12 protein-coding genes are annotated in these 12,721 nt (G+C 66.5%); 6 read left to right on the top strand and 6 right to left on the bottom strand.

Translation table 11 applies throughout. The annotated features are described in order from the left end of the window. Positions 1 to 21: 21 nt before the first annotated feature. The 3 genes from AC56LR_RS00970 to tsaE are packed head-to-tail and all read right to left on the bottom strand — an operon-like array spanning position 22 to position 2,714. Positions 22 to 816, bottom strand: a complete 795-nt coding sequence (locus tag AC56LR_RS00970; protein ID WP_497126450.1) for an aldose epimerase family protein — start codon at positions 814 to 816, stop codon at positions 22 to 24. A gap of 12 nt (positions 817 to 828) precedes the next feature. Beyond that, positions 829 to 2,265, bottom strand: a complete 1,437-nt coding sequence (locus AC56LR_RS00965) for an N-acetylmuramoyl-L-alanine amidase (RefSeq protein ID WP_497126448.1) — start codon at positions 2,263 to 2,265, stop codon at positions 829 to 831. Continuing rightward, positions 2,232 to 2,714, bottom strand: coding sequence for a tRNA (adenosine(37)-N6)-threonylcarbamoyltransferase complex ATPase subunit type 1 TsaE (tsaE, locus tag AC56LR_RS00960; protein WP_497126446.1), 483 nt, complete (start codon positions 2,712 to 2,714; stop codon positions 2,232 to 2,234). The genes AC56LR_RS00965 and tsaE overlap by 34 nt, the downstream gene beginning before the upstream one ends. Before the next feature lie 42 nt (positions 2,715 to 2,756). Between tsaE and queG the strand changes: the two genes are divergently transcribed. Continuing rightward, entirely contained in the window at positions 2,757 to 3,860 is a 1,104-nt protein-coding gene (gene queG / locus AC56LR_RS00955; protein ID WP_497126444.1) for a tRNA epoxyqueuosine(34) reductase QueG, read from the top strand. Here the strand turns inward: queG and AC56LR_RS00950 are convergent. The 3 genes from AC56LR_RS00950 to AC56LR_RS00940 all read right to left on the bottom strand — a co-directional run bounded on the left by AC56LR_RS00950 (position 3,855) and on the right by AC56LR_RS00940 (position 7,070). Then, positions 3,855 to 4,235: a DUF3052 family protein gene (locus AC56LR_RS00950; RefSeq protein WP_497126442.1), complete on the bottom strand. Its 381-nt coding sequence runs from the start codon at positions 4,233 to 4,235 to the stop codon at positions 3,855 to 3,857. The genes queG and AC56LR_RS00950 overlap by 6 nt on opposite strands. A gap of 234 nt (positions 4,236 to 4,469) precedes the next feature. Next, positions 4,470 to 5,051 carry a response regulator transcription factor gene (locus AC56LR_RS00945; protein WP_497126440.1) on the bottom strand — a complete coding sequence of 194 codons (582 nt, stop codon included), beginning with the start codon at positions 5,049 to 5,051 and terminating at the stop codon, positions 4,470 to 4,472. A 66-nt stretch (positions 5,052 to 5,117) separates the two neighbouring features. Beyond that, complete coding sequence (locus AC56LR_RS00940) at positions 5,118 to 7,070, bottom strand: two-component system sensor histidine kinase NtrB (RefSeq protein WP_497126887.1); 1,953 nt, start codon at positions 7,068 to 7,070, stop codon at positions 5,118 to 5,120. Between the two features lie 196 nt (positions 7,071 to 7,266). Between AC56LR_RS00940 and AC56LR_RS00935 the strand changes: the two genes are divergently transcribed. The 5 genes from AC56LR_RS00935 to AC56LR_RS00915 all read left to right on the top strand — a co-directional run bounded on the left by AC56LR_RS00935 (position 7,267) and on the right by AC56LR_RS00915 (position 12,720). After that, entirely contained in the window at positions 7,267 to 8,265 is a 999-nt protein-coding gene (locus tag AC56LR_RS00935; protein ID WP_497126438.1) for a TRAP transporter substrate-binding protein, read from the top strand. A gap of 315 nt (positions 8,266 to 8,580) precedes the next feature. Then, positions 8,581 to 9,105, top strand: coding sequence for a methylated-DNA--[protein]-cysteine S-methyltransferase (locus tag AC56LR_RS00930; protein WP_497126436.1), 525 nt, complete (start codon positions 8,581 to 8,583; stop codon positions 9,103 to 9,105). Further along, positions 9,078 to 9,983, top strand: coding sequence for a site-specific tyrosine recombinase XerD (gene xerD / locus AC56LR_RS00925; RefSeq protein ID WP_497126434.1), 906 nt, complete (start codon positions 9,078 to 9,080; stop codon positions 9,981 to 9,983). The genes AC56LR_RS00930 and xerD overlap by 28 nt, the downstream gene beginning before the upstream one ends. Positions 9,984 to 10,065: 82 nt before the next feature. Next, positions 10,066 to 10,281, top strand: coding sequence for a hypothetical protein (locus tag AC56LR_RS00920; RefSeq protein ID WP_497126432.1), 216 nt, complete (start codon positions 10,066 to 10,068; stop codon positions 10,279 to 10,281). 258 nt (positions 10,282 to 10,539) lie between these two features. Next, on the top strand, positions 10,540 to 12,720 hold the full coding sequence (locus tag AC56LR_RS00915) for a putative bifunctional diguanylate cyclase/phosphodiesterase (protein ID WP_497126430.1): 2,181 nt from the start codon (positions 10,540 to 10,542) through the stop codon (positions 12,718 to 12,720). Position 12,721 lies beyond the last annotated feature (1 nt).

The raw sequence follows: 12,721 nt of genomic DNA, 5'->3' as shown, positions 1-12,721 counted from the left end.
GGCATCGCCGGGCTTCGTCATTCAGCTGACGCGATACGTTCCCGTCCACGTCGCCCCCGGCTCCAGCATGAACGGATCGAGCAGCGCCGGCTCGATGCAGACAAAACGCTGGTACTCGTCATTGTCCATGTCCGACAGCGCCGCCGCATCCACCGGCCCCGGATTCCACACCACAGCATCCGTGAAGCCGGTCTGCTCGATGTTCACGCTGCCTTCGCCCGTCGTCATGACCGCACGGCCCGCGACGCCCGGGTAGATCTTGTCGAGCTTCTCGTTCATCGAGATCTCGTCCGAGGACACGCCTTCGATGCGGACCTCGCACACGTCCGGCACCAGGTGGTAGGTGTGCAGCGCCGCCGCGAAAGGGAAGGGCGCGGCGCCCAGGTTGCGCACGGTGAGTTCCATCGTGAGCGTGTTCTCGCGCACCGCCACGCGCAGGCAGAGCATGAACTGGTGCGGCCAGGCGTCGGCGAGGGTGGAGGGCAGGTCGCCCAGCGCCAGGCCGAAGCTGGCCCAGGCGGCGCCGTCTTCCAGGCCGCTGTCTTCCAGCCGCCAGGTCGAGACGCGCGCGAAGCCGTGGCGCATGCCGCTGCCTTGCTCGGCGAACTGGGGGAAGATCACCGGCACGCCGCCGCGGATCGCGCGGCTGCCGTCCAGCGCCGACTTCGCGCTGCAGAACAGGCGCTCCTTGCCGTCCATGCCCTTCCACGACACCAGGTGGGCGCCATACGGCGTCACGGTGGCTTCGGCGCCATCCGGGGCGCTCAGGCGGATCGCGGGCAGCTGCCCGAAGGTCGTGTGGATGGCGAGGGTCATGTCGGGCTCCGGTCAGGTCAGGCGGCTCTTGGCCATGGGCGGATTATCGGCGAAATAGCGTTTGATGCCGTTCGCGATGGCCTCGGCCAGCTGGTTCTGGTAGCCGTCGTCGCGCAGCCTGGCTTCTTCCTCGCGGTTCGAGATGAAGGCGGTTTCGACCAGGATCGACGGGATGTCCGGGGCCTTGAGCACCGCGAACCCGGCCTGCTCGACCGCGTTCTTGTGCAGCCGGTTGATGCCGCCGATCTCGCGCAGCACGGCCTTGCCGAGCTTGAGGCTGTCGTTGATCTGGGCCGTGGTCGACAAGTCGAACAGCACGCTGGCGAGCAGCTTGTCCTGGGTCGCGACGTTGGTGCCGCCGATCAGGTCGGCCTTGTTCTGGTCGTTGGCCAGCCAGCGCGCCGCGCTCGAGCTGGCGCCTTTTTCCGACAGCACGAACACCGAGGAGCCGCGCGCGGTGGGCGAAACAAAAGCATCGGCATGGATCGACACGAACAGGTCGGCCTGCACCTTGCGCGCCTTTTGCACGCGCTGGCCGAGCGGCACGAAATAGTCGCCGTCGCGGGTGAGCATGACGCGGGTATTGGGCAGCTGTTCCAGCTTGGCCTTCAGGCGCTTGGCCACGGCCAGCACGATGTCCTTTTCGTAGGCGCCGGTCGCGCCGATGGCGCCCGGGTCTTCGCCACCGTGGCCGGGGTCGAGCGCGATCGTGACCATGCGCACCACCTTTTGCGGCAGTTGCGCCGCCTTCGGGTGGCTGCGCGCGGGTGTCGGCTGCACCGCCTGCGGCGGCGGGGTGCCGCCCAGGGCCGACATTTCCGCCTCGAGCTTGGCGATGGCGTCCGGTCCGGCTTCGGTCTGGGCCGGCGGGGGCGCCGGCAGTGGCGAGGCAGGGTTGGCGCTGACCGCCGTGCTGGCGGTAGGGGCGGCGGGCGTGCCGTCCACGGTCCACTCGCCTTTTTCGATCATGGCCGCGATCGGGTCGACCGGACGGGTGGGGTAGAGGTCGAAGATCAGGCGGTGCTGGTAGCCGGCCACCGGTTCGAGCGTGAACACCTGCGGCTTGACCTCTTCTTTCAGGTCGAACACAAGGCGCACCACGTTCGGGCGATTCTGGCCGACGCGTACCTGCTTGATATAGGGGTCGTTCGCCTCGACCTTGGCGACCAGGCTTTTCAGGGTGCTGCTCAGACCCAGGCCCTCGATGTCCACGACCAGCCGCGGCGGGTCGGGCACCAGGAAGTGCTCGGCCTTGAGGTTGCTGTCGTTTTCGAGGGTGACGCGGGTGTAGTCGGGCGCGGGCCAGACACGCACGGCCAGGATCTGGGCGGCGCTTGCCGGCAATGGCGACATCACGGACAGCAGCAGCGTGCCGCCCGCCTTGAGCAGGGTGCGGCGGCGCGGAGAACCGGAGGTCAGGACGGGGAGTAGGCGAGACGGTCGAGGCATAGCAGGCCTAATTGGGACAACGGCTTCAATTCTACCTCACGGCCGTGTCCGCTGACCTCGAGCATCACACGGACGTCGGGTGGCGGCAACACGGGTTCGCCCTTCTCGGGCCATTCGACGATGCAGACGTTCTTGCCGTCGAAATCCTCGCGAAAACCCGCATCCAGGAACTCTTCCGGGCTCGACATCCGGTACAGGTCGTAATGGATCACGTTGAGCGCTTCCCCATCGACCGTCACGCGGTAGGGTTCCGACAAGGTATAGGTCGGGCTCTTGACGGTGCCGGCGTGGCCCGCGGCCTGGATCAGGGCGCGGGTGAGCGCCGTCTTGCCGGCGCCGAGGTCGCCGTGCAGGTAGATCACCAGGCCGGGCCGCAGCGCGCGCGCCAGGGCCGCGCCCAGTGCGGCGGTCGCGGATTCGTCGGGGAGGTAAGCTTTGAAGGACTGCATCGAATAAAATAACGGGTTGAGTAAGTGTTGTTCCATCCTGCCATGCCGACGACTTCCCCCGACCTGACCGATTTACCCGGACTCGCACGCGCCATCAAGGCCTGGGGGCTTGAGCTCGGTTTTGCCGACGTGCGCATCGCCGACGTCGACCTGGCGCATGCGGAAGCCGGGCTGCAGGCCTGGCTGGACGCGGGCTGCCATGGCGAGATGGATTATATGGCAAGCCACGGCATGAAGCGTGCGCGTCCCGGCGAACTGGTGCCGGGCACGGTGCGCGCCATCGTGGCGCGCATGGATTATCTTCCCATGAGCCGGGGGGAAGACTGGCGCACCGTGGAAGCCGCGCGCCAGCTGGAACCCGGCGCCGCCGTGGTCTCGGTCTATGCGCGTGGCCGCGACTACCACAAGGTGCTGCGCAACCGCCTGGCGGCGCTGGCCGAACGGGTCAAGGCGGCGGTCGGCGAGCTGGGCTACCGCGTGTTCACCGACTCGGCGCCGGTGATGGAATTGCCGCTGGCCGAAAAAGCGGGCCTGGGCTGGCGCGGCAAGCACACCTTGCTGCTGTCGCGCGCCGCCGGCTCGACCTTCTTCATCGGCGAGATCCTGGTGGACATTCCCTTGCCTGTGGACCCGCCCACGGGCGCGCATTGCGGCGGCTGCGAGGCCTGCATCGAGGTGTGTCCCACCCAGGCCATCCTCGGCCCCGGCCGGCTGGATGCGCGGCGCTGCATTTCCTATCTCACCATCGAACTCAAGGGCAGCATCCCGGAGGAATTTCGCCCGCTGATCGGCAACCGCATCTATGGCTGCGACGATTGCCAGCTGGCCTGCCCGTGGAACAAGTTTGCCCAGCGCGCCTCGCTCCCCGATTTCGACGAGCGCAACGGCCTCGGCGAAGCCGGCCTGGTCGCGGCGTTCGCGTGGGAGGAAGGAGAATTCAACCGCCGGATGGAAGGCAGCCCGATCCGGCGCATCGGCCACGAACGCTGGCTGCGCAACCTGGCGGTGGGGCTGGGCAATGCGGCGGCCAGTCCGGCCGCCAGGGGCGACGCCGCCATCGTGGCCGCGCTGCGCTCACGCAGCGAGCACCCGTCGGAACTGGTGCGCGAGCACGTCAGCTGGGCGCTCGCGCGCCACGCGTCATAATTCGATGCGTTTCAGGCGCAGGGCCGACCAGTCCAGGTCGATGGAAATCATCGCCACGCCGGTAATGCCGTTTTCCTTGGCATAGGCATTGATCGAATCGCGGTTGATGTCGGTGGCCTTGGAGGCGGTCTGCTTGAGATAGGCGATCCACAGCGAGCCCTTTTCGCCCAGGCGTTCCTTGGCGGCGGGCAGGTGTTGCTCGAGCTCCTTGCGATTCAGGGCGAACAGCAGGATCACGTCGAAGGGGCCGTCGCCTTCCTTGATGAGTTCGGCGGGCAGCTGGGCCACGACGGACGGGTGGACCTGGCCGTTGATGACCTGGATCGACTTCGCCGTCTTCAAAAACATCTTGTCTGCAACTGTCTTTTCGCTCATGAATACCCCTCGTGCAAGTGCGCTGCGGCAGGTAAGGCTGCGGCGCGTTCCGCGTCATTTTACAAGGCTTCGTTCAAATAGCCGGGACGCTTGGGATGTGTTTTCGTAGGGAAATAGAGAGCGATACGTAGGGTGGGCGGGTCTCCCGCCCGCGCGTTCAACCAGTGCGCGAATATAAACATCGTTCGACGGAGCCACGACGGTTTGAACGCGCGGCCGGCGAAGCCGGCCACCCTACTTGAGCAATCCGGCCAATTCGACTGCCGTCTTGACCTGCATCTTGTCGAAGATATGCGCGCGGTGCACTTCGACCGTGCGCATGCTGATGCCCAGCTTGTCCGCCACCACCTTGTTCATCATCCCAGCCAGGATCAGGTCGAGCACTTCGCGCTCGCGCGCCGACAGCGTGGCCAGGCGTGCCTGCACCAGGCTTGCCGCGGCCGCCTTGCGCGAGGACGCCAAGGCTTCTTCGACCCGGTCCATCAGCACGTTGTCGTTGAACGGTTTTTCGAAGAAATCAAAGGCGCCGCGCTTGAGCGAGTCGACCGCCATCGGCACGTCGCCGTGGCCGGTTAAAAAGATCACCGGCAGGCGCGCGACCAGGCCAAGTTTTGCCAACTGGTCAAAAACCGCGACGCCATTCATGCCGGACATGCGCACGTCGAGCAGCACGCAGTCGCCCTCCAGGCTGGGCGCCTTGGCGGCGTCGAGGAATTCCTCGCCACTGGCATAGCCGCGGGACGGCAGGCCGCGCGACTGCGCCAGCCAGGCCAGGGCGTCGCGAATGACGTCTTCGTCGTCGACGATGTGCAGCATGTGGTGTCTCCCGGCCGGGCTGAGCCCGTGCTGTTGTGATGGCGGCAAGAACGCCGCAGGCGGATTTTAGCCCACCGCCCCGCCCGCCGCTTGCGCCGGCAATGCAAACGTGAAGATGGTGCCCCCGCCCGGGTTCGGCGCATGGGTGAGCGTCCCGCCGTGGAACTCGATCGCGGTGCGGCAGATCGACAGGCCCATGCCCATGCCTTCGGCCTTGGTCGAATAGAAGGGCGAGAACAGGCCGGCCGCTACTTCCGGCGCGATGCCGTGGCCGCGGTCGATCACCGACACCAGGACCTGGCCTTCCAGCTGGCTGGCGGCGATGCGCAGCACGCGCTGGTCCGGGCGCGTGTCCTGCATCGCCTCGATCGCATTGCGCGTCAGGTTGAGCAGCACCTGCTCGAGCAGCACGCGGTCGGCCAGCACCAAGGGCAGTTGCGGCGCCTGCTCGATTCTCAGCACGACATTGGCCTGGCGGGCCTGCAATTCCACCAGCGCGTGCACGCCCTCGATCACGCTGCGAATCGTCACCAGCTCGCGCCGCGGCTCGCGTTTCTTCACGAACTCGTGCACGCTGCGGATGATCTGGCCGGCGCGCTGGGCCTGCTGGCGCGCCTGGTCCAGCGCATGCCGCAGCATGCCGGGATTGACCGGCTCGCTAGAAGCGGTACTGCGCTCGAGCACGTTGAGCGCGCCCGCCGTATAGCTGGAAATCGCCGCCAGCGGCTGGTTCAGCTCGTGCGCCAGCATCGACGAGATCTCGCCCATCGTGGCCAGGCGCGCGCTGGCCTCGAGCTTTTCCTGCTGCTGCCGGTTGAGTTCTTCGGCGCGCTTGCGGTCGGTGATGTCGAGCACGGAACTCATCCAGCCGGACTGGCGGCCGTCGGCGTCCACCAGCGGCGCCTCGAACACCAGCACCGGCACCCGCACGCCGTCCGGGCGCTGGAACACGGTCTCGAACTGGGGCGTGATATTCCCCGCCAGCACGCCGCGGAAGCGCTCTTCGTATTCGGCCATGACTTCCGGCGCCCAATAGGCCATCGGCGGCTTCTTGCCGACCAGTTCTTCCGCCGGCAAACCGACAATTTCGCAAAACGCCCGGTTGACATAGGTGACCCGGCCTTCGAGGTCGCGCGCGCGCAAGCCCGTGATCAGGGAATTTTCCATCGCGGTGCGGAAGGCCATCTGCTGGCGCAGCGCGGCTTCGGCCGCCAGGGTGCGCGAGATGTGGCGCCACAGCGCGCCCAGGCTCAGCACCAGGCCCAGCGCCAGCACGATCACCGAGCCCACCAGCAAATTCGGCAGCAGCTTGGGCGCGCCCTTCACGCTATTGGTGTACAGCACCACGAGCGCCCCTGGCAGGTCGAGCTCGCGCCGGTGCGTGTAGATGCCGCGTCCCGGGCCGCCAGCCACGCGCCGGGCCACGCTGCGATCGTCGCGATCGAGCAGGCTGAGGGCGTTGTCCTGGGCGAACCACCAGGGCACGGTTTCGTCGAGCAGCACCTGCAGGCTGTAGGTCGCGACCAGGCTGCCGGCCGGCTGGCCGCCCGCATACAGCGGCAGGTAGTAGTCGAGCACGCCGGGCGAGGTGGCGGTCGCGCCGTAAGGCTCGCTGTAGCGGGCACGGCGAGTGGCGCCGGCCACGTCGGCGGCCATGCGGGTCGGCGCGGGGAGAAGGGCGGGCGCTTCCAGTCCATGGCTGGCTACTACCTTGCCGTCCGGGCCATACCAGACCACGCGCACCAGCTCGTGGCCATTGTTGAACATCTGCTTGAGGCGCGCCTGCAGGGCGCTTGGCGAGGGCGGGCGGCTGACCAGGTCGGCGCCGAGCCCGCCGAGTGCCTCTTCGCTGCGCGCCAGTTCGAAGCGCAGGGTCTGTTCGACCCACAGCGTGTCAGCGATCAATTGCTCCTGGCGCTCGGTGGCTTCCATCTCGCGCGCCTGCCACGGCAGCCAGATCAGCACCGCCAGGAACAGCAGCACCAGCAGCACCGGCACCAGCCAGCGCCAGGAACGCACGCGCTCGGTGGCGGGCGAGGGGGCGGGCGGCGGGAAGGGGGCTTGCGCTGGCGCTTTAGCCTGCGGGAATGTCTTCAAGGGCGTCGTACTCCGTTACACTGCGGGGTGCTTGTGGAAGTCCACGATGGCGGCCCGGGCCGCGGCCGCGCACACTGGATCCATTCTAATGTCCTCACCAGGAAGAACCGAAACCGCCATGCAGATCCCACCCCTGGCTGTCCTGCTGCTTGCCGCCTTGCTTGCCTGCGCCAGCCCGGGCGCCCGGGCCCAGGCGCCGATCGTCATCAAGTTCAGCCACGTGGTCGCGCCCGATACCCCGAAGGGGCGGGCCGCCGAGCGCTTCAAGGCGCTGGCCGAGCAGCGCACCAAGGGCCGGGTGAAAGTCGAAGTCTACCCGAACAGCCAGCTCTACAGGGACCGCGAGGAGCTCGAAGCCCTGCAGCTGGGCGCGGTGCAGATGCTGGCGCCTTCGCTGGCCAAGTTCTCGCCGCTGGGCGTGAAGGAATTCGAAGCCTTCGACCTGCCATATATCTTCCCGTCCAAGAAGGCGCTGTATGCGGTGCTCGAGGGCCGCATCGGCCGCAACCTGCTGCGCAAGCTCGAACCGAAGGGCATCACCGGCCTCGGCTATTGGGACAATGGCTTCAAGGTCATGTCGGCCAACAAGCCGCTGCTCGAACCCGGGGATTTCCGCGGCCTGCGCATGCGCATCCAGGCTTCAAAAGTGCTGGACGCCCAGATGCGCGCCCTCGGCGCCCAGCCGCTGGCGCTGGCCTTCTCGGAAACCGCTCCGGCGCTGCGCGACGGCGTGGTGGAGGGCACCGAGAACACGCCCTCGAACATGTACACCCAGCGCATGCACGAGTCGCAGCGCCACCTGACGGTGTCGAACCACGGCTACCTGGGCTACGCGGTCATCGTCAACAAGAAGTTCTGGGACGGTTTGCCGAGGGAGATCCGCTCCACCCTGGAACGGGCGATGGTCGACGCCACGGCCTACGAGAAAACCATTGCCCAGCGCACCAATGACGAGGCGCTGGAAGCGATCCGGCGCTCGGGCAAGACCACCATCCATACGCTCACGCCGGCGCAGCAGGCCGCCTGGCGGCGCGCGATGGCGCCGGTCTATACCCAGATGGAAGGGCGGATCGGCAAGGATGTGGTCGAGGCGATCCGCCGCGAAGTGGCGCAATGATGCAGGGCAGGATGCAGATTCTTCATAAGTAAAATAATTAAAGTAATGTGGCCAAAAAGATACGCACAGGCAGAAAGCTTGCGTTATCATGGGACCTGCTCGCACTGACATGGTGCGTGCGCGTACAGAACACGACAGGTTTTGGGGAGCAATACAACAAATCACGGCGATGCATGCCGGAGACAATTGAGGAGACACACGTTTTACAGAAGCCGTTAGCACTGCTAAACGGCCGGAAACGTGACCCGAATTGGAGCGCACCTCAGGTGCGCTTTTTTTTTGCCTGCGCCGCAATCCTGCGGTTAAGATGCGAAGATGAAAACAGACCAGGCGAGCACCTTGTTCAACGCGATCGTGCCGGCGGAGTTCGGCGCGATCGGGATCCGCACCCAGGATGGCCGCGTGCGCGAACTGGTCTACCTGCAGCCGTCGTTCGAGGAAAAAGCCGCCGACAACGAAGTCGCTGCCGAAGCCGCAACGCAGGTGGCGCAGTACCTGAAAGAGCCCGACTTCCGTTTCGAGCTGCCGCTGTTCGAGGCCGGCACCGAGTTCCAGCGCCGCGTCTGGGGCGAGATTTCCGCCATCCCGCGCGGCAACGTCAAGACCTATGGCCAGGTCGCCAAGCTGATCGGCTCGGCGCCGCGCGCCGTCGGCCAGGCCTGCGGCGCCAACTGGTTCCCCCTGATCATTCCCTGCCACCGCGTGACGGCCTCAGGCGGCCTGGGCGGCTTCTCGAACCAGGACGACGAAAACGGCTTCCACCTGTCGGTCAAGCGCTGGCTGCTGCGGCACGAAGGCGCCACCGCTTCCCCATGGCAGCAGCAATCGATCTGGGACTGATCGACGAGTTCTGCGACACGCTCTGGCTGGAACAGGGGCTGGCCAAGAATTCGCTCGACGCCTACCGGCGCGACCTGCGCCTGTTCGCCGGCTGGCTGCACATCAAGCGGCCCGCACGCGCCAGCTTGCTCGCGGTGCAGCCGGACGACATCGCCGCCTATTTCGCCGAGCGCCACGCCGACACCTTGCCCAGCTCCGCCAACCGCCGCCTGTCGGTGCTCAAGCGCTTCTATGGGCTGGCCTTGCGCCGCAACCAGATTGCCATCGATCCCTGCCTGCAGATGGCCTCGGCCAAGCAGCCGCTGCGCTTCGTCCATACCCTGAGCGAGTCCCAGGTCGAAGCGCTGCTGGCCGCGCCCGACGTGGCCACGCCGCTGGGCCTGCGCGAGCGCACGATGCTCGAGCTGATGTATGCGAGCGGGCTGCGGGTGTCGGAACTGGTGGCCCTGAAACTGGTCGAAGTCAGCCTGAACGATGGCGTGTTGCGGGTCACCGGCAAGGGCAGCAAGACGCGCCTGGTGCCTTTTGGTGAGGAAGCGCGCATCTGGCTGGAGCGCTACCTGAAGGATGCGCGCGGTATCATTCTCAATGGCCAGGTGGATGACGCGCTGTTCGTCACTGGCCGCGGCGGGCCGATGACGCGCCAGATGTTCTGGATCCTGATCAAGAAGCATGCGCTCAAGGCCGGGATCAAGGGGCCGCTGTCGCCCCACACGCTGCGCCATGCGTTCGCCACCCATTTGCTGAACCACGGCGCCGACCTGCGGGTAGTGCAACTGCTGCTGGGACACGCCGATATTTCGACCACACAGATCTATACGCATGTTGCGCGTGAGCGCCTCAAGCACCTGCATGCCCAGCATCACCCAAGGGGTTAAATTAAGCCGGGATGGGCCGGCTAGTCCATAATGCTCCTGGCACGGTTACACGACCACCTAATTTCACGGCAACGAGGACAACATGGCAAAGACAAATTTCGGGTACGAAAAACGGCAACGGGAACTCGAGAAGAAGCGCAAGGCGGAAGAAAAAGCCCGGCGCAAGCAGGAAGCCAAGCGTGACGAGCCGAACGGTGGCGGCGAAGCATCCGACGCCGCGTCGGATACCGCGTCGGATACCGCGTCGGATACCCCCGAAGGGGAGTCCGCCGAGCCGGTGTCGCAAGACGCCAGCTGAATGGTTTCGCGCTCGGGCTCCGTCTTGGTGACAAGATGGAGCTCCTTGCGCACGATGCAAATATAAGCAACAACTCCACACGCTTCCAGCATCATGCGACGGGCCGCCGGCCGGCGGGTCTGGAACGCAGAAAAGCGCGACGAAGCGAGGGCATGACGACGCCTTTGCGCCTACGCAAACAGCGTGCGCGGAGAGCGGGGAAGATGGTGGGATTGTCATGGACATCATGGCTTTTTCTGCGTGTAAAGGATCTTTTCCGTGAGCGAGCAAAAACACGATCGGCCGGCCGGTGACGGCGAGGCCGGTGGCGCTCATCCGGCACGCGAAGGCGGAGGCCATCCTCCTCCATCCCCCGATCCGGACGGGCCGCCCGACGGCTTCGACGTCGACGGCCCGGGGCGCGAAGCGCTCGACTGGCTCTACCGCTTTGTCACCGCGATCGAGCTCGCGCCGGCCGTTGCCGTGCATTCGGTCGACACCGGCGGCATCGTCCGCTTCTGGAACCATGCCTGCGCACAGTTGTTCGGCATCCCGGCCGGCCGGGCGCTGGGCCGGCCGTTCAGCGATATCGTCTCCCACCTCGACCGCCAGGCCGAATTCGACGCCACCATCGCCGGCATCTGGCGCGACGGCGTCGCACCGGCGCCGCGCGACTGGTACGTTCAGACCGCCGCCGGCCGGCGCCTGTGGCTGCACTCGAACCATTTTCCGGTCAAGCGCAACGGCGCCGCCCAGCAGGTGTTCTGCATGGAAGTCGACATCACGGCGCGCAAGCAGGCCGAAGACAACCTGATGCAGGCAGCGCGCGTGTTCCAGAACGCGCACGAGGCGATGATCGTGATGGATGCCGAATACCGCGTGCAGATGGTCAACGGCGCCTTCACGGCGATCACCGGTTTCGATGCCGCCGACATCGTCGGTTCGACCCTGGCCAGCCTGCCCTGGGGTGACGCCGAAACGGGCTTTTACGAAAGCATCTGGTCCCAGCTCGACGGCAACGACCGCTGGCAGGGCGAAATGCCGGCCGTGCGCAAGAATGGCGAGCGCTACACGGCCTGGGTGGCCTTGAGCACCATCCGCGACCCGCATGGCCAGGCCAGCAGCTATATGGCGATGCTGTCCGACATCACCGAGCGCAAGCGGGCCGAAGAGCAGGTACGGCACCAGGCCGAGCACGACCCGCTCACAGGCCTGCCGAACCGCACGCTTTTCCTCGACCGCATGCACCAGGCGCTGGCCACCTGGCGCCGCCAGCGCGACTGCTTCGCCGTGCTCTTCCTCGACCTCGACCGCTTCAAGTCCATCAACGACAACAACGGCCACCATGTCGGCGACGCCGTGCTGCGCGAGGTCGCCACGCGCCTGCGCGGCTGCGTGCGCCGGGTCGACACCATCAGCCGGCTCGGCGGCGACGAGTTCGTCATGCTGCTGGCCGATATCGGCGGCGCCGACCAGGCCGCGCACGTCGCCGCCTCCGTCATGCATGCCATTTCCCACCCCGTCGAGGTGGGCGGGCAGGAGCTCGGGCTGTCGGCCTCGATCGGGATCGCGATCTGCCCCACCGACGGCCAGGACGTCGACACCCTGATGCACCATGCCGACGTCGCGATGTACCACGCCAAGGGAAACGGCCGCAACAGCTTCCGCTTCTTCAGCCCCGAGATGAACGCCCGCGTGGTCGAGCGCGGTGAACTCGAGCAGCGCCTGCGCCAGGCCCTGGCGCGCGGCGAATTTCTGCTCGAATACCAGCCCGGGCTCGACGTCGGCAGCGGCCGCGTGATCGGCGTCGAGGCCCTGATCCGCTGGCGCCATCCGCAGCGCGGGCTGCTGCTGCCGCACGAATTCCTGCCGGTGGCCGAGGAGTGCGGCCTGATGGTGCCGATCGGCGAATGGGTGCTGCGCGAAGCCTGCCGCCAGGTGCGCGGCTGGCGCGACGAAGGGCACGACGTGTCGGTGGCGGTTAATTTATCCGACGGCCAGTTCCTGCACGAAGAATTGTTCGAGTCCGTCGATGGCGCGCTGAACCTGTCCGGCCTGGACCCGGCCTTCCTGCACCTGGAAATCACCGAAGGCGCGCTGATGCAGGGTGATGGCGGGCTCGACGGCACCGTGGCCGCGCTGCGCGCGCGCGGCGTGCAACTGGCCGTGGACCGCTTCGGCACGGGTCTTGCCAGCCTGTCCTCGCTGCGGCGCTTCCCCTTGTCCAAGCTGAAGATCGACCGCAGCTTCGTCAACGACATCGAGCACGACCCGGACGACGCCGCGCTGATCCCGGCGATCATTGCCGTGGCGCGCAGCCTGCGTTTGAAGGTGGTGGCGGAAGGTGTGGAGACCGAGGAGCAGCTGCGCTTCCTGCGGCAGCACGGGTGCGACGAGTACCAGGGCTTCTATGCGGCGGGGGCGAGCAGCAGGCCGGATTTCACCCGGCGCTCAAATTAAA

This window comes from Telluria sp. ZT3P39, from assembly GCF_059685935.1.
The sequence above is the reverse complement of the archived record's forward strand: the minus strand, read 5'-3'. Positions and strand labels throughout refer to the sequence as shown.